This is a genomic window from Nostoc spongiaeforme FACHB-130 (genome assembly GCF_014698475.1).
Classification (GTDB): domain Bacteria; phylum Cyanobacteriota; class Cyanobacteriia; order Cyanobacteriales; family Nostocaceae; genus Nostoc_B; species Nostoc_B spongiaeforme.
This window is the reverse complement of the sequence record NZ_JACJTB010000011.1, coordinates 126,883-143,647: the sequence shown is the minus strand read 5'-3', so window position 1 is coordinate 143,647 and position 16,765 is coordinate 126,883. Positions and strand designations below refer to the sequence as shown.

The 16,765-nt window shown below is 39.2% G+C and carries 18 protein-coding genes and 1 pseudogene; 9 read left to right on the top strand and 10 right to left on the bottom strand.

Annotated elements, in window-relative coordinates:
- A pseudogene (locus tag H6G74_RS11530) lies at positions 1-67 on the top strand (photosystem II protein D1); the annotation flags it as partial.
- Positions 68-265: 198 nt separating this feature from the next.
- Positions 266-1,912 (top strand): dipeptide ABC transporter ATP-binding protein, encoded by a 1,647-nt coding sequence (locus H6G74_RS11525; protein WP_190967804.1) that lies wholly within the window; start codon positions 266-268, stop codon positions 1,910-1,912.
- Between the two features lie 21 nt (positions 1,913-1,933).
- Here H6G74_RS11525 and H6G74_RS11520 read toward each other — a convergent pair whose 3' ends face one another.
- The 9 genes from H6G74_RS11520 to H6G74_RS11480 form a co-directional block, all read right to left on the bottom strand.
- Positions 1,934-2,986, bottom strand: coding sequence for a PDDEXK nuclease domain-containing protein (locus tag H6G74_RS11520; RefSeq protein ID WP_190967803.1), 1,053 nt, complete (start codon positions 2,984-2,986; stop codon positions 1,934-1,936).
- Positions 2,987-3,002: 16 nt separating this feature from the next.
- Positions 3,003-4,112 carry a glutamate 5-kinase gene (proB, locus tag H6G74_RS11515; RefSeq protein ID WP_190967807.1) on the bottom strand — a complete coding sequence of 370 codons (1,110 nt, stop codon included), beginning with the start codon at positions 4,110-4,112 and terminating at the stop codon, positions 3,003-3,005.
- A 238-nt stretch (positions 4,113-4,350) separates the two neighbouring features.
- Positions 4,351-4,890 (bottom strand): YqeG family HAD IIIA-type phosphatase, encoded by a 540-nt coding sequence (locus H6G74_RS11510; RefSeq protein WP_190677078.1) that lies wholly within the window; start codon positions 4,888-4,890, stop codon positions 4,351-4,353.
- Between the two features lie 211 nt (positions 4,891-5,101).
- On the bottom strand, positions 5,102-5,674 hold the full coding sequence (locus H6G74_RS11505) for a DUF3727 domain-containing protein (RefSeq protein WP_190967802.1): 573 nt from the start codon (positions 5,672-5,674) through the stop codon (positions 5,102-5,104).
- 129 nt (positions 5,675-5,803) lie between these two features.
- A complete protein-coding gene (gene ruvX / locus H6G74_RS11500; protein WP_190967801.1) occupies positions 5,804-6,271 on the bottom strand; it encodes a Holliday junction resolvase RuvX in 468 nt (155 codons plus the stop codon).
- Positions 6,272-6,343: 72 nt separating this feature from the next.
- A complete protein-coding gene (locus H6G74_RS11495) occupies positions 6,344-7,582 on the bottom strand; it encodes a GNAT family N-acetyltransferase (RefSeq protein WP_190967800.1) in 1,239 nt (412 codons plus the stop codon).
- 223 nt (positions 7,583-7,805) lie between these two features.
- A complete protein-coding gene (locus H6G74_RS11490; RefSeq protein WP_190967799.1) occupies positions 7,806-8,060 on the bottom strand; it encodes a hypothetical protein in 255 nt (84 codons plus the stop codon).
- Positions 8,061-8,182: 122 nt separating this feature from the next.
- Positions 8,183-8,857 (bottom strand): response regulator transcription factor, encoded by a 675-nt coding sequence (locus H6G74_RS11485; RefSeq protein ID WP_190967798.1) that lies wholly within the window; start codon positions 8,855-8,857, stop codon positions 8,183-8,185.
- A 323-nt stretch (positions 8,858-9,180) separates the two neighbouring features.
- Positions 9,181-9,468, bottom strand: a complete 288-nt coding sequence (locus H6G74_RS11480; protein WP_190967797.1) for a Mo-dependent nitrogenase C-terminal domain-containing protein — start codon at positions 9,466-9,468, stop codon at positions 9,181-9,183.
- 197 nt (positions 9,469-9,665) lie between these two features.
- Here H6G74_RS11480 and H6G74_RS11475 point away from each other — a divergent pair, with 197 nt between their 5' ends.
- On the top strand, positions 9,666-10,274 hold the full coding sequence (locus H6G74_RS11475; RefSeq protein ID WP_190967796.1) for a class I SAM-dependent methyltransferase: 609 nt from the start codon (positions 9,666-9,668) through the stop codon (positions 10,272-10,274).
- Here H6G74_RS11475 and H6G74_RS11470 read toward each other — a convergent pair whose 3' ends face one another.
- Positions 10,275-10,808 carry a GNAT family N-acetyltransferase gene (locus tag H6G74_RS11470; RefSeq protein ID WP_190967795.1) on the bottom strand — a complete coding sequence of 178 codons (534 nt, stop codon included), beginning with the start codon at positions 10,806-10,808 and terminating at the stop codon, positions 10,275-10,277. It lies immediately after the preceding gene.
- A gap of 140 nt (positions 10,809-10,948) precedes the next feature.
- On the opposite strand from H6G74_RS11470, the gene H6G74_RS11465 reads away from it, so the two are divergent.
- The 6 genes from H6G74_RS11465 to H6G74_RS11440 all read left to right on the top strand — a co-directional run bounded on the left by H6G74_RS11465 (position 10,949) and on the right by H6G74_RS11440 (position 16,745).
- A complete protein-coding gene (locus H6G74_RS11465; RefSeq protein ID WP_190967794.1) occupies positions 10,949-11,152 on the top strand; it encodes a hypothetical protein in 204 nt (67 codons plus the stop codon).
- Between the two features lie 395 nt (positions 11,153-11,547).
- A complete protein-coding gene (locus tag H6G74_RS11460) occupies positions 11,548-13,797 on the top strand; it encodes a PAS domain S-box protein (protein ID WP_190967793.1) in 2,250 nt (749 codons plus the stop codon).
- Between the two features lie 3 nt (positions 13,798-13,800).
- Positions 13,801-14,274, top strand: coding sequence for a response regulator (locus H6G74_RS11455; protein WP_190967792.1), 474 nt, complete (start codon positions 13,801-13,803; stop codon positions 14,272-14,274).
- A 105-nt stretch (positions 14,275-14,379) separates the two neighbouring features.
- Positions 14,380-15,573: a hybrid sensor histidine kinase/response regulator gene (locus H6G74_RS11450; protein ID WP_190967791.1), complete on the top strand. Its 1,194-nt coding sequence runs from the start codon at positions 14,380-14,382 to the stop codon at positions 15,571-15,573.
- A 163-nt stretch (positions 15,574-15,736) separates the two neighbouring features.
- Positions 15,737-16,357, top strand: a complete 621-nt coding sequence (locus tag H6G74_RS11445; protein WP_190967790.1) for a hypothetical protein — start codon at positions 15,737-15,739, stop codon at positions 16,355-16,357.
- Complete coding sequence (locus H6G74_RS11440; RefSeq protein WP_190967789.1) at positions 16,350-16,745, top strand: type II toxin-antitoxin system death-on-curing family toxin; 396 nt, start codon at positions 16,350-16,352, stop codon at positions 16,743-16,745. The genes H6G74_RS11445 and H6G74_RS11440 overlap by 8 nt, the downstream gene beginning before the upstream one ends.
- The last annotated feature ends 20 nt before the right edge of the window (positions 16,746-16,765 follow it).

Sequence of the window (16,765 nt, the reverse complement as noted above, 5' to 3'; positions counted from 1 at the left end):
CCCCTTAGACTTGGCTGCTGGTGAAGTTGCTCCTGTTGCTATCTCTGCTCCTGCTATCAATGGTTAATCTTCTGAGATAGAAGTAAGCAATAACTAATTAATCAAAGGCGCTCTCCTGATGGGGGGCGCTTTTTTGGTTTGATATGAAGACGCAGAGTGACGAGGAGTTTTTATCAGTCAATGGGAACAGGAAGTTTGGGGAATTTGATACACTAGCTAAAATTTGAAATTATTCTAGCTGGTAGCTCTGGGCTGATAAATAAATATGAGTGAAGCTTTATTTTGTATAGAAAATTTACGAGTTGCCTATCCTCAGCGTGGCGGGGAAGAACTCAGATGGGCGGTTGATGATGTATCTTTTACACTGCAACCAGGGGAAAGAATGGGGCTGGTAGGAGAGTCTGGTTGTGGTAAATCTACATTAGGACGGGCGGCGATGCGTTTACTACCGCCATCTAGCAGAGTTGAGGGACGAGTAACTTTTCAGGGGCAGTCAGTATTTGATTTAACGTTATCTCAGTTGCGGAAATTTCGGGGGGAGGCGGTAGCACTAATTTTCCAAGACCCAATGACACGCCTTGATCCATTGATGACGATTGGTAAACATTGTCTGGAGACTTTGCAAGCACATTCACCAGAACTATCAGCCAAGCAAGCAAAAGAAAAAGCACTGGCGACTTTGGAGAAGGTGAAAATCCCGGCGAGTCGCTGGAATCAGTATCCGCATGAGTTTAGCGGTGGAATGCGACAACGAGTAGCGATCGCTCTTGCTCTCCTCCTAAATCCTAAGTTAATTGTGGCTGATGAACCTACCACTAGTTTAGATGTCACTGTCTCAGCCCAGATTTTACAAGAACTAACCCGTCTGTGCGCTGAAGAAAATATGGCACTGTTGCTGATTTCTCATGATTTGGCAATGGTGGCAGAATATTGCGGCCGCATCGGTGTAATGTACAACGGCAAAATGGTAGAAATGGGGGCTACTACATCGGTATTTGGTAATCCTCAACATGAATATACGCGATCGCTTTTACAAGCAGCTTTGCATATTCAAGCTGTGGATGAAAGTGGGGGAAATGCTTCACCAATTTCTGATTCTCAATCACCACTTCTACGAGTTACAGAACTCCAGCAACACTACACCATAGAACCTAACTTAATTGAACGACTGTTTAAAGCGGAAAGTCAGACAATCAAAGCCGTAGATGGAATTAACCTGGAACTGTTTCCGGGAGAAATTTTAGGCTTAGTGGGTGAATCTGGTTGTGGTAAAAGCACATTGTCGCGGACTATCTTACAGCTAATTCGTCCCACGGCTGGCAAAGTAGAATTTTTGGGACAAGATTTAACCAAGTTATCACGCCAAGAAATTCGCGCTTCTCGCCGACAAATGCAAATGGTGTTTCAAGACCCCCATGCTTGTTTAAATCCGGCGATGACTGTAGGGCAGAGTATAGGTGATCCTTTGTTAATTCACAATCTTGCCGATGCAGCCAAAGCTAAAGAAGAAGTATTGTGGATGTTGCAAAAAGTCGGGTTAACACCGCCAGAAGTTTATTATCAACGTTACCCATCAGATTTGTCTGGCGGACAGCAACAACGGGTAGCGATCGCACGGGCTTTAATTACTCGTCCTAAACTGTTGATTTGCGATGAACCAGTGAGTATGTTAGATGCGAGTGTGCAATCGCAAGTTTTGGATTTGATGTTGCAATTAAAGGCAGAATTTGAATTAACTTATCTATTTATTACTCATGATTTGTGGTTAGCGAGATTTTTGTGCGATCGCATTGCGGTGATGAATGGCGGTAAAATTGTCGAACTCGGCCCAACAAAACAAATTTTTGCCAATCCACAACATCCGTATACACAAACACTATTAGCGGCGGCTCCCCTTTTAGCTCGGACTTAAGATTAGAAGTAAGCTAATCAATCATTCTTCATTCTCTATTTCTGCTGACAAATTTTCTAGTTCTGCCTCCAACTGCTCAATAGTTGGTAACTTTGTTTGTAACTCTTTAGGCAGTGACTTAGTAAGTTTAGTTTGCCATTCAGCAATACCAATTGGCTTATTGACATCACGTAGCGCATACTCAGCAATAATATTGTCCTTACTTGCACATAAAATTAAACCAATTGAAGGATTATCTACAGGAGATTTGAGCAAATCATCTACAGCCGAAAGGTAGAAATTGATTTTTCCTGCATATTCAGGTTTAAATTTACCTGTTTTCAGTTCAATCACTACAAAACAATGTAATTTCACATGATAAAAAAGCAAATCTATGTAAAAATCTTCATCTCCTATCTTTAAATTATATTGTTTTCCAACAAAAGCAAATCCTACACCTAACTCCAAAAGAAATTGAGTAATGTGTTTTACAAGTTCTTTTTCTAATTCCCGTTCTTGTGCAGCTTCTCCTAAACTTAAAAAATCAAAAATATAAGGGTCTTTTAACGTTTCTCTAGCAATGTCTGATTGAGGAGACGGTAATCTAACGTTAAAGTTATTGATAGCCTTTCCCTGACGTGCAAAAAGTCTATTCTCAATTTGGAGAGTTAAAATATTTCTGCTCCAGCCATTTTCTATAGTTTTTTGTATATACCATTCACGCTCTAAATTATTTTTAACTTTATCTAAAATTACACAGTTATGAAACCAAGGAATTTGTGCAGCAGCCTGCTGCACTATTTGTTCATTTGGATAAGCTTCAGCAAAAGCTCGCATATACTTCAGATTTCTGGCTGAGAATCCCTTGATATCAGGGAAAGCAGCTTGTAAATCTTTTGCAATACGTTCAATAACTTTGCTACCCCATCCCTGCTGCTGCTGACGGATGATAATTTCGCGCCCTATTTGCCAATAAAGTAATACCAATTCACGGTTAATAGACAAAGCTGCTTTTATTTGGGCGCTATGTATACGTTCTTTTAACTCCCGTAAGAAGTCATCATAGCCATCCGTTGGTGATAACTTATCCGCCATAATTTAACCATTCTACTTATGTCAAAACTAAGTTATCTCGATGCACCACGGTATCTGCGCCCACATAGCCCAAAATTTCGGGAATTTCTCTGGAGTGTCGCCCGCAGATTTTTTTTAGTTCATCGCTGCTGTAGTTGACTAATCCTCTGGCTATTTCGTTACCGTTGGTGTCGCACAACTGCACAGCGTCTTGGGTGTCAAATTCGCCTTCAAGTGTTTTGATACCTGCGGCTAATAATGATTTTCCGGCTTCTGATATTGCCGCGATCGCACCTTGATCTAAATACAATTTTCCCGTCGGTACAAGTCCGTAAGCTATCCAGCGTTTTCTGGCGGATGTGGGTTCTGGTTGCGGTTCAAAGTGCGTTCCTAAAGGTTCCCCTTGGATAATTTTTTCGAGATTGCGGGGAAATCGCCCTTGAGTAATTACCGTTCGCACTCCAGCTGCGATCGCAATTCGGGCGGCGGATATTTTTGTTACCATCCCACCAGTACCCCATTGTGAGCCTTGACCACCTGTTTGGATTTGCAGTTGCGCCAATTCTTTAATATTACTCACTAAGGCAATGGGTTTGGCATCAGGTACAGAACGGGGATCGGCTGAATATAATCTATCTACGTCGGTGAGTAAAAATAGCCAATCTGCTTCGACTAAACTTGCTACTAATGCCGAAAGGGTGTCATTATCACCAAATTTCAGTTCCTCGACAGCCACGGTGTCATTTTCATTCACTACGGGAATTACACCCAGCCCCAGCAATTCTTTAAAGGTGTTGTAAACGTTGAGGTATCGGCTACGCTGCACCAAGTCGCTGCGTGTTAACAAAACCTGAGCAATTGGCTGTTGTAAGGTAGTAAATAAGTCGTCATATATCCGCATTAACCTGCCTTGACCAACTGCGGCTACTGCTTGTTTGAGGGCGATCGCTTTTGGACGTTCTGTTAAGCCTAATCTGGCACAGCCCACACCCACCGCACCAGAGGAAACCAAAATCACACGATTTCCCTGCTGTCTTAAATGACAAAGTGTTTCGGTTAAAGTTGCGATCGTAGAAAGTGCTAATTGCCCAGTTTCTGGTTGAGTCAGGCTAGAAGTGCCTATTTTGACGACTATTGTTTTGGTCATGGTCATTGGTCATTAGTCATTGGTCATTGGTCATGAAGGACAAATGACAAAGCACAAAAAAGCAAAGCGCCAATCCTTCTATAGGTGAAGGCTGACGCTTTACTAGTTTATAGTTATTTGCTATTTACTAGGGTCTTTTATTAGCTGACCCTATGTTATTAATACTTATAATCTCCTGTTTTCTATGGTTTTATTTTATTCTTAATTATTTCTTTAGCTTTATTTTCCTGACGATTTGTTACTTTTTGTTAACAACGCTGCGTTTAGGTGTGATGGAGGCTCCCAAGATTTCAGAAATCCAGACTTCAAAATTTCGGACGGGATGAGAACGTAGTGCAGCATCAGGATGAATAATCGGTTCTACGAGAATGGTAAACATTCCTAGACGATTACCAGCTAAAACATCGGTAAACAAGCGATCGCCCACCATTCCTACTTGATGTGCTGGTAAATCCATTGCTTGGAGAGCGGCTCTAATTTTGCGGCGAGAGGGCTTGGCTGCACCCAAGTAATAAGGTAAATTCAACGCACGGGCAATACTGCCAATCCGAGCCTCGCTTAAGTTATTGCTCACCAACCACAAATCAACATTAACGCGGATTTCTTCTACCCATTGTCTCAATTCTGGTGAAGGAGTCCCCACTGTGAAAGGAACGAGTGTTTCATCCACATCTAAAACAAGTCCCTTCAGCCCATATTGTTGAATGACTTCTTGAGTCAATTGCAAAACTGAACCATGTAAAATCAAGTCAGGCTGTAAGAGATTGTTCCACGTCATAGATAATTTTCAGGGTCACAATGAAAAATGCTCTCAAGTAAGAGCATTGTTGAGAATGAGTGCAGAGGATCAACAGAGGTAGGGGAGCAGGGAGCAGGGGGAAAGAATGAAAACGTAAAAACCTACACCTGTCAGCGTACCCCTGCACCCGACTCTAAAACCTTGTCTAAAAATGAGACATTTTTATTTTCAATTTTGAATTGTGCAGATTTTATTCCACTTCGTTAAAAAGTTGTTCTTCTAGGAGTGGTTGCACTTGGCGAAATTCTTCGGGAGAAAGTAATTCCGGTTCGCCATCTTTGGTGATTCTGGCAAAAAACAGCAGTGGATCGAGGGGGGTATATATGGCATACTCCTGCTCATGATGATAGAAGCTGGCGAGTAGCTGTAGTTGTTCTGGCTCTAAATCGGTTTCGTCGTCTTCGATTTCTAATGTAAAAAGTTCCGACTCATCTACAGCTGGTAATTCACCAGCAACTGTCAAAGCGTAAGCTGTGTTTTTCAGAATTAGGTTCTGCTCAGATAAAACTGCTTGGGCGGTACCAAAAATTTCGTCAAGGATAGCGTCATCTTCTACTAAAACGGCTTCTTCTTCTTCGTCGTCACCTTCCCAAGCGAAAATTTCTATGGGTGAGTCCACAGGAAGCAGTAAGACGTATTCTTGTCCATCTACAGAGAGCGAATGTTCTATATAACATTCGAGGGTTCGCCCTGTGTCATCTGTCAAGGTGATGGAACCTGTGTGATCGCGATCGTTATCTTCAGAAAATGGAGAAGGAAACATAGCCGATTAGTTAAACTTTATCTTTACCGCAACTGTGAATATTGCTTTCCTGTTAAATGACAAATAATGTCAAGCTAATAGTTTCACATTTAGACACAACTGCTCAGTAATTGCTTTCAGAATATCATGTCAAAAGCTATCCATACTCGACAGCATTTTAACTAGGGCAGAACGTCGAGAATCTAACCATTGTTGTAAAATCAATGCTGCTGCTTTGCGGTCAATTAAACCTTTATGGCGCGATGGTGAGAGATTCTCGGCGATGAGCATTTGCTCTGCTTGAAAAGAGGTGAGGCGCTCATCAACATATTCTATGGGCAGTTTGAGAGCTTTACTCAGTTTGGTGGCAAATTTCTGCACCTGATGAGCCTGGAATCCCAAAGAACCATCCATAGAATAAGGTAAACCAACAACTAGAATTTCTACCTGACGCTCATTCACGATATTTTGGAACTGCTCAACGTCGCGCTCAAAAGAGGAGCGTTCAATTGTCGTAATTCCCGTAGCAATTAAACCGGTGCGATCGCATCCTGCTACACCAATTCGCTTCCGTCCGATATCTAATCCTAGTGCTGAAATATACTGTTTTTTATCCATTATTAACCGTGCCGAGTCGTGGGTGCAGAGTCTAAGATATTCATCTTCTACTCTGCACCAGTGAAGCTTTTACTACTTTTCCTGTTGACCATCAACTGATTCATTGTGGCAAGATGGCTCTGTATGACAGTTGTTACATTTAAAGCCCATAGATTCTGATTTGCTTGGCACTGGTATTTCTGAAGATGGCTGCTGTCCAGTTTTTACCCAAGACATTCCTCCAGGTATGGGTTTACGTGCTGGTTGTAAACCTTGCAGCACATCTGTCCATTGAATCCCTTCCAACGAGACAAATTTTGATTCTCGGAGTTTGTGCCAAACTGAACGCGACATAATCAAAGTATGTTCAGTGCGTTTTGCACCGATCCGTTCTAAATATTCTTCTCTTTCTGGTTGGTAGTCTAAAGAAGCCAGTCGCAAACCTTGTTGGGGGAAGTCTTGCGCTATGCGTGCCAATTGCGAAAGCAACTCTGGATACAACCAAGTGTAAGCAGGGTGGACTGTCAGTGTTGCCACATGGGGAGTTTCGCCTTTGCGGTCAAGCTGTACTTGAAAATAACCAATGGCGGCTTTGCGTTGCGGTTCAAACACATAACCACTGACCACTTCTGTTTTGGTTATCCATTGCTTGACAGCATCGGTTAACGCACCAAATAAACTGGTTTTAAAATCGCGGGTGTTGCGGTCAAAGACTTGACGTACCAAAGGCGGCATCGATGCTGTATCTAGTTGATAAAGCAACTGAGCATCAGCGTTACTTACTGGCAGCAAATTCGGTAAATCAGGTTCTGCTTGTGCTAATTCTGCTAGTAAATCAGCTTCTATTTTCCAATAGGTAATTTCTGCTAAACGTTGAAATCCATTTTGGCGATACAGGGCTAATGCTTCTGTATCATTAATATTTACTTCTAATAGCCAAGTTCGTGCTTCTAAAATCGACTCGAAGCAATGGCGCAGCAATTGTGAGCCAATTCCTTGTTTATCCGCAGCCTGATCTAGCACCACCTTATCAATGCGCCAAGTACTGCGAGTGCGGTTGAATGGTGATACTTGAATCATCCCCAACAGCATTCGCCCCTGTTCGGCTACATAAGCGCAGAAACGATACTGGAGTGGATTAGGGAACCAACTCAAAAATTTAAGTAAGCCGTACCAACGACGGAGTGATTGCATTTGGCGCTCGGCAGAATTGGAGCCTTCCAAAGTCGTGGCGGCGAATGACTCTTGTGTTAATCGCTCAATTCCATCCAGATCCCGATAGTGGACTGGCCGGATGACAACGCTGAGATTTCGAGGAAGTAATGAAGTCATTTTGATTCAAGCGGCCATTTAGCCTTAACTAACTGCTCGTGGGTGGAACTGTTGCAATAATAATTTTAACGGCTTTCCGTTGCTGGCTATTGCTTCAAAAGATTGATTTTTTTGATTAAATACTTACAAAAGCAAAAAAAGCAGGTTAGATGAGTACGCTATTGGCGTTAACCCAAAAATACCTGCTTTTATTTTATTTGACTTTTCGTTAAATTTTCTATATTTACAAACCTTGCCGAGAAATTAACTTTTCAAAGTTGGCTTGGGTTTGATGGAGGAGTTGTTGTCTACTATCTTCCACAGAATGCTTGAGGGTTGGAACCAGATTGCGAGCTTGTAGCGTCATGTGCAGCTGTAAATGAGCAACATATTCACTAAAATCTTCGTTTTGTACAGCTTTGCCCGTTAGTAAATTAGATTCCGTTGCCACTGTGTTCTCCTTATCGCACTGTTGATTCACATCATCAAAACTTATCATGTTGCTCGAATTACCTTTTTATTTTGCAATGAAGTTTAACGGTTGTTTGCAATGAGGCTAGGGGCTAGGGGTTAGAGGCTAGGGTGTCCTTTACAAACCTTCACACTTCATACTTTACACTTCTACTCACGCAGTACGTAGCCTACGCCTCGGATGGTTTGAATGAGGCGCTTTTCATTGTTGATTTCAAGTTTGAGGCGCAAGTAACGGACGTAAACTTCGATGATGTTGGAATCGCCCATGAAGTCGTAACCCCAAACTTCTTCTAAAATGCGATCGCGGGTAATTACTTGTCGGGGATGGGACAGCAAATAATCCAGCAAATCAAATTCTTTGGCGGTTAATTCAATTGATCTATTGCCGCGATAAACTTCTCTGGTGCGGCGATTTAAGCTGAGGTCTTCAAATTCTAAGATGTCGGCTGCGTCTGCTTCTTGGTTGCGGCGCAGATGAGCGCGGACTCTGGCTAATAGTTCTTCCACGCTGAATGGTTTTACTACATAGTCATCAGCACCCGCGTCTAAACCAGCCACGCGATCGCTGACTTCATCTTTAGCAGTTAATAATATGACTGGGACTTTATCTCCAGTACTCCGCAAACGGCGGCAAATCTCTAGACCTGATAACCCTGGTAACATCCAATCTAAAATAACTAAGTCTGGATGTAACTCTCGCGCCGCAGTTAGGGCAGTTAATCCATCGTAGGCGACACTGACTTGATAACCTTCGTAATTCAGTTCCAATTCGATAAATCGCGCCAGTTTGACCTCATCTTCTACAAGTAAGATGTGCGTCATATTGATGATGTTAATAATTTCAGCAAGGTAAGGCAGTATAGCAGGAGGCAGAAGTCAGGAGGTGAGACAGCGCGGTCTTGGGGGTTTCCCCCATGAGCGACTGCGAACCCGAAGGGCAGAAGGCAGGAGGTAAAAGTATTACTATGCCTTGTATTCTTGCTTTTTAAATTTCCTCACTTATACTTCGACTGCTATGAGTGATACAAATCGAGAACTAGTTTGATATATGTCTAATTAGTCCCAAAATAGCTTAGTATAGATTAGAGCAGATAACAAGCGTATATCTGTAATTACCGATGGCTGATATTTGTGAATTTCAAAGTTTAGCAATAAACATTTACATCTTCACCACATTCATCAGCAAGATAACACAAAGCCCGAAAACGTAGACTCACTAATTCCTCATAAAAGGGATTTAGTTTACACATTGCTGGAATGTGAAACAGTTTCCGTCCAAATAAAGTGACATCTCTTTCAAAGGGACATTGTGATGGTATCACTCTACACACAAAATGAGCCAATTGAATGTTATTTATTTCTCGACTTTCTAACCATTTACGAACTTTTTGTAAGAAATCTTTGTGTAAATGAAACAAAGTTATAGATGTCATAGCAATTTACCGGAAGATTAAATATAGATAAATATCATGATGCGATCGCTTGAGTCTGCTACACTCACAAATCATCTTTTCGTGTCACATCTTTAAATACATATCCAAGTTTTTAGATTTCGGAATCATCTATTGAGTTCCCACAGTTGTGAGTCTGCACGCTAGGCTAGATATCGCTGTCGCACAAGTGCAAACCAATGACGGAAAATTTCTTTGCTAACAAGAAATCTCTCTTTAACAACTGGGCTTTTAGCTACGATTGGACATTTCCCTCAGTATTTTATCGAGCCATTCACCAACGGTTATTAGAATATGTTGACTTACCACAACAAGTCAACGTCCTCGATTTAGGATGTGGCACTGGACGCTTATTAGAACGCCTCGCCACCAAATTTCCTAACTTGCGTGGTACAGGCTTAGACTTATCACCAAATATGTTAAGAATGGCGAGAATAAGCAACCTCCACCATCCACGTTTAATTTATGTTGAGGGTAATGCTGAGTCTTTACCTTTTGGGGAAGGTCAATTTGATGCTGTGTTCAACACTATCAGCTTTTTACATTATTTAGAACCGCAAAAAGTTCTCAGTGAAGTAGCACGAGTCCTAACTCCCGGCGGACGCTTTTACTTAGTTGACTTTACTTTTAAACAAGAACTAGAACCTAAAAAACTGCCAATTTCTCCTTTTGGAGTCCGTTTTTACAGTCCCAAACAAAGAGAAAGTTTAGGTTCTGCATCTGGGCTTACCTGTGTCAGGCATCATTACTTACTAGGGCCTGTTCTGCTCACAATTTTTATCAAATAGTCAACAGTCATTGATTTGTCTTTTTCCCTCATCTCCCTTTTCTCCCTTATCACCCTTGTCCTCTAATCTCCCACTCCCCTGATATTTCATAAACACAACAGGTACTCGTAACAGTTTTTTCGCCAATTGCGAAACGCGAAATTTAGGCTGAAGAGATGGAGGTAGATTTACAAAAGTAACTTCTACAAAACCAAAACGACTATAAAACCGTGACAATTGCTCACCCAAACATTCTAAATATAGTGGTTGTGCAGCTTGACTAATAAGATGCTGAGTGAGCAAACTACCTAAACCGCGACCTCTCCAAGTTGATTTAACCACCAAACTACCAAGTTCTTGTGCGCCTGGAAAATTCCGCAGTTGTCCGCAAGCAATTAAATTACCCTCACACTCAATCACAGAGAACTGTTGCCAGCGTAACTGAGTAGGGTCAAGTTTAGCCGAAAATACTAATAAGCGAATTGACCACTTGTCAGTTGAAGTTGCCTGACGCATAACACATCCAGATGGCAATGATAAATCTTGGGTGTACATAAATTTCTTGTTCTTTTAAAAAACTAAATAATACTTATGGCAGAGTCAACATTCAGTCATAACCATATTTTAGATAGATAACTTTACATTCTTAATGTTCCTACAATAAAGTCAAGAATTAATCATAGGAATTCGTCATTATGGCTGAAGAAAAAAAACAAAAGTCTGATAACAATCAGGATACTACCCCGACAGCTTCTGGTGGTTATCAAACTCCTTTACAAGAAGATATTCGCAAAACCGGTGATGCTTCACAGTCTGATGCGCGAAAGACTGCTAGACCAGAAGCACCTGGCGAAGATGATGTAGCAGGTAGCCCCAATCAAGGTACTGAATCTCGTTAATTTTCGAGGTTATTTATCAGGTAAAAATAAAATAGTCTGATAGAAATTATTTGATAATTTTAAGTCAGAATCAATTGAGTGAGTAGAAGTGATAAAAAGCTGATTACTCACTCAATTTTTATATTTGCAGAGTATTTTTGGTAAATTAATAAAAGAGCATACATTATTATATTATTTTGTCATCTATCATTAGATATATTTTTTAATATACATAATCAAAGTGTCAAGGCTGCAAATTTTCAGAAAAAACGATACTAAATTTCAATATAAATCTTAAATATACACAAAAATTGAATGAAATTTATACCTAATGGATGTATCATTTGATTCATGACATTGTGAATGAGTTATAAAGACTAGATATTATTTATCATCTGCAATCCTGCGAGTTGCTCATGAATAGACTTTCCGCAAAATTTGTTGCAGTCAGCTTTTCTTTAGCATTATTATTGCTGTGTGGTGTTGGGGTAATTTCTTATATCAGTTTTCTGCGGTTAATGCAAGAAAAACATTGGGTTATTCATACTCAGCAAGTGCTAGAAACCTCAGATAATCTGTACATTTATCTGAGGAATGCAGAAACTGCACACAGCAGTTATATTTTCACCAGCAAGATAACATATAAAGACATTTATGAGCAAGAAAAACGAAAGGTGGCACAACAAATTCAAATTATCAAAAACTTAACTAGGGATGACTTTAAGCAACAAGAGCAAATTCAACAACTTGAACTTAAAGTTACGCAAAAAATTAATTTTTTAGATATATCTATTAAAATTTTTGAACAACAAGGTTTTGCAATAAATATTGAATTTGCTAAAAATAATCAGACTATAAATATATATATAGATCAGCAAATTAACAATATCAAGCAAGTAATAGAGAGGGAAGAAAAAAACCTATTAAAACGACGGATAGCAAACACAGATGAAGGAATTATCCAAATTATTTTTTTAGTTTTTTTAGGATATGTTTTGAGTGCTTTGCTGATAGTAGGAGTTTATTTACTACTGCAAAAGCAGATTCAAATTAATCAAGTTTTATCAGCAGAAGCGATTCTTTTAGAACAGCAAGCAGCTAAAGCAAAGCTGGTAAATCTTTTAGAAACTGTCACTGATGCTTTTGTGGCTTTAGATGCAAATTGGTGTTATACATACGTGAATCAAAGGGCGGGACAAATTTTCAATCGTCGTCCAGAAGATTTGATTGGCAAAAATATTTGGGAAGAGTTTCCCGAAGGTGTGGGACAGAAGTTTTATCATGCTTATTACCAAGCTGTGTCCGAACAGAAAGTAATTCAGATTGAAGAGTATTATTCACCGTGGGATCGCTGGTTTGAAAATCGCATCTATCCTAGCCAAGAAGGGTTATCAATTTTCTTTCAAGATATTACGCGGCGCAAATTGGCGGAACTGGCTTTAGAAAACAGTGAAAAACGATATCGTTCATTGGTGCTGGCGACATCTCAAGCAGTGTGGTTAACTGATGCTCAGGGTTTTCCTAAAGAATATTCCTCATGGATAGCTTTAACAGGTCAAACTCAGGAAGAAGTTCAAGTATGGGGATGGCTGAATGCAATTCATCCTGAAGACCGAGAGCTTTCTCAGTTTTTATGGAATCAGGCTAGAGAATGGAAAAGTCCTTATAAGTTGGAACATCGTGTGCGAGTCGCTGATGGTAGTTATCGATTTTTTGCTGTGAGGGGAGTTCCCATATTAGATGCTGATAACCAAATTCAAGAATGGATAGGAACTCATACTGATATTACAGACCGCAAACTCACAGAGGAAGCACTACAAAAAGCCAAAGCCGAATTAGAAATTAAAGTTCAGGAACGTACAGCCGAATTAGAAAAACTAAATGAGGAACTGAGAAACTCAAATCAAGAATTAGAACAGTTTGCCTATGTAGCTTCTCATGATTTGCAAGAACCGTTGCGGGCTGTAACTGGCTATAGTCAATTATTAGTAGAAGAATATCGAGGGAGGTTAGATGATTCTGCCCAAGAATATATAGATTACATTATTGATGGTGCGAGACGAATGCAGCAGTTGATTCAAGACTTGCTGGCTTATTCGCGGATAGGGACAAGGGGTCGAATATTTAGGCTGAATGACTGCAATGTTGTGCTGAGGGAGGCTTTGAGTAATTTACAGGTGGCGATCGCAGAAAGTCAAGCTGTCATCACTCATGAGCCATTACCCAACCTGCTTGCAGATAAAACTCAGTTAATCCAATTATTTCAAAATTTAATTGGTAATGCCATCAAGTTTCGCCGCAAAGATGTAACACCACAAATTCACATTAGTGCAGCGATAGTAGAGAAGAGTGGGGGAGTGGGGGTGCAGGGGTGGAAGGGTTTAGAAGAAGATTTGACTCAAAACCATCAAATTTGGCTATTTTCGGTACAAGATAACGGTATTGGCATTAAATCTCAGTACTTTAACCGTATTTTTGAAATTTTTCGTCGTCTACATACCCGGCGCGAATTTTCAGGTACAGGAATTGGTTTGGCTATTTGTAAAAAAATCGTTGAACGTCACAATGGTCATATATGGGCTGAGTCTCAGTTAGGAGTAGGTACAACGTTTTACTTTACCCTTCATGAATCAGCTACCCCAGAAAGTTTAGATAAAGACGTGTAATATATGGTTAACAACAGTATTGAAAAGACTCAAGTATATCGGTGTGTGGAAATTTTGCTAGTTGAAGACTCTCCCAGCGATGCTAATCTCACCATGAAAGGCTTTGTAAATGCCAAAATTCCTAATAAATTGCACTGGGTAGAAGATGGTGAAACGGCAATGAATTACCTACACCAGCAAGGAGAGTTTGCTAATGCTCCACGTCCCGATTTAATTTTACTGGATTTGAATTTACCAGGGATGGATGGGCGAGAAGTGCTGACAGAACTTAAATCTGATCCCAAATTGAAACATATTCCGGTGGTTGTCCTGACTACTTCCGCAGATGAACAAGACATACTACGTTCTTATCATCTCAGTGCTAACTGTTATGTAACCAAACCTCTTGATGTTTATCAGTTTCTTGAGGTTGTGCATTTAATTAAAGATTTTTGGTTAACGGCAGTTACTCTACCACCAGATTTATCCATCTTATAAGTATTCTTCTATATTGTCCAATATCGATTATGATTGAGCATTGTTTTCACAATGAAAAAATCTGATGCTCATTTCAACAATTTATATAAATATATTTTATGCTTTATGCAAAAAACAATAATTCGTGTTCTGCTGGTAGAAGATAGTCCTAGTGATGCCAAACTATTACATCAAATATTTACTCATACCGTTCAACATAAACTAGAAATGGTGCATGTTGAACAATTATCTGAAGCGATAAATTTAAGTTTATCAGAGAATAATCTGAAAGTAAATAATTTGGAAAATGTAAATTTTCAACCAGATAAATTTGATGTAGTTTTGATGGACTTGGGATTACCAGATTCTTTTGGGCTAGATACTTTAAAAGCTTATCGAGCCGCAGTTCCAGATATTCCTGTAGTGGTTTTAACAGGACTTGATGATGAAGAATTAGCAATGCAAGCTTTAGCAGAAGGCGCTCAAGATTATTTAGTCAAAGACCAAATTACTATTCAAAGATTAGTCCAGGCTATTCGCTATGCTATTGAACGAGAAGAAATTCTCAATAAGTTACGAGAAAGTGAAGAAATAAGCCGTCAAGCATTAGTAAAAGAACAACAACTCAATGAGCTAAAGTCTAACTTTGTGGCGATGGTTTCCCATGAGTTTCGTAACCCGATGACTACAATTAGGACTGCTATAGATATTCTGCAAAATCACAATAATATGGATGAGGCGCGAAGAAATATTTATTTCGAGCGTGTGCAAGATGCTCTCAACCACATGTTGCAGCTATTAGATGAAGTTTTATTTCTCAGTAAAAGTGAAACTGCCAAATTAGAATATAAACCTGCACCTTTAAATTTGATTAGCTTTTGTCAAGAAATTACAGAAGTAATGCAAATGAAAGCGGCTGGACAGAAAAATATTATTTTTAATAATGCAGGAAAATGTAATTTAATTTATATGGATGAGGAATTAATTTATTGTATTTTGACTAATTTAATTTCCAATGCTGTGAAATATTCTCCGCCACAAAGTAATATTTGGTTTAATTTAATCTTGGAAGATGATATGGCAATTTTTCAAATTAAAGATGAGGGAATAGGTATTCCCGAAACAGACCAAGTTAACTTATTTCAAACTTTTTACAGGGCGAGTAATGCGCGGAGAATTCAAGGAACAGGTTTAGGGCTGGCGATGGTGAAACAGTGTGTAGATTTACATGGTGGTGAAATTAGCTTAGAAAGTCAACAAGATGTGGGGACTACGGTAATAGTTAAACTGCCGTTAAATTACAGTGGTGAGAGTGAATAGTCTGAAAAAGAGACTTTATTTAGAGAGACAAGGTAGACAAGGGAGATAGATGTTTGTAAATCATTTAGGATTGCCATAGAGATGAATAAAAATTCAAATAGCTGAAGAGCCGCTAAAATAATTATAGGCAAAGTTTATAGTTAAACAAGCCAGTACATAAATAATGGTAAACAGCTTTATATTCTCACAAGAAACAATTGCAAGCATTCAAAAGAACATAGAAACACTTGAGAAATGCCTGAATGAACCAGATCCGCGAGATGAAACAATAGCAGCATTATACGAGTTCGCAAATAGTCGGCAAATATCTCTAAGTCAAATTCAGGAAGAGTTGACGCGGCTACAGAGCAAACTCAGCAAATTTAGTCATCTTGGTGATGTATTGAAAGAACAAGTAAAACAAGGACAATTACCAGTTATAATTTTTGTAAAATATAATCTTCTATTTAAAGAAATTTTTGAGCAATTCTCAGATTTAATTTTTTTTAAACAAGGCAAACAAATTTTTTTCGCTCTCATTACAGATGCTGAAAATTTATACAGGTTAATTAAAAATGAAGCTGAATCTGAATTTTATAATCATAATGAAAAATATATTCTTGAAGAAAGTATAAAATATGCAATACAAGCCTTAATCAAAGCTGGTTTACTAATCAACATACTAGCTGAAGAGAAATTAAAAAATTTGGCTTTGGAAGATATTACTCCTCAACAATCAGAAGCTATGCTGATTTCTTTGGCATCTACGAAAAAATGGGATTGGGTGTATAGAAATCTTGCATAGTCCTAAATTCATTAAAAAACAAGATGTTTTGAGTATACATAGTAAACAGATTAATTTATATGGTGGCTTACCAGGTATACGCGATGAAGGCTTGCTAGATTCAGCTATTTATCAACCCCAAGCCACTTTTGGGGGTGAGCTTTTACATCCTACAATTGTTGAACAAGCAGCAGCATACTTATTTCATATTGCTAATAACCATGCTTTTGTAGATGGAAATAAGCGAACTGCTTTTGATGTGATGGTGACATTTTTGAATCTGAATGATTATGAATTGAATATGTCACCAGAACAAGCGTATGAACTAACAATGCAAGTTGCCGAAAATATATTGAGTAAAGAAGAGTTAATTGAAATTCTGAAAAATTATATTATAGAACTCATTTAGCCTCTTCATAGATTGGAATT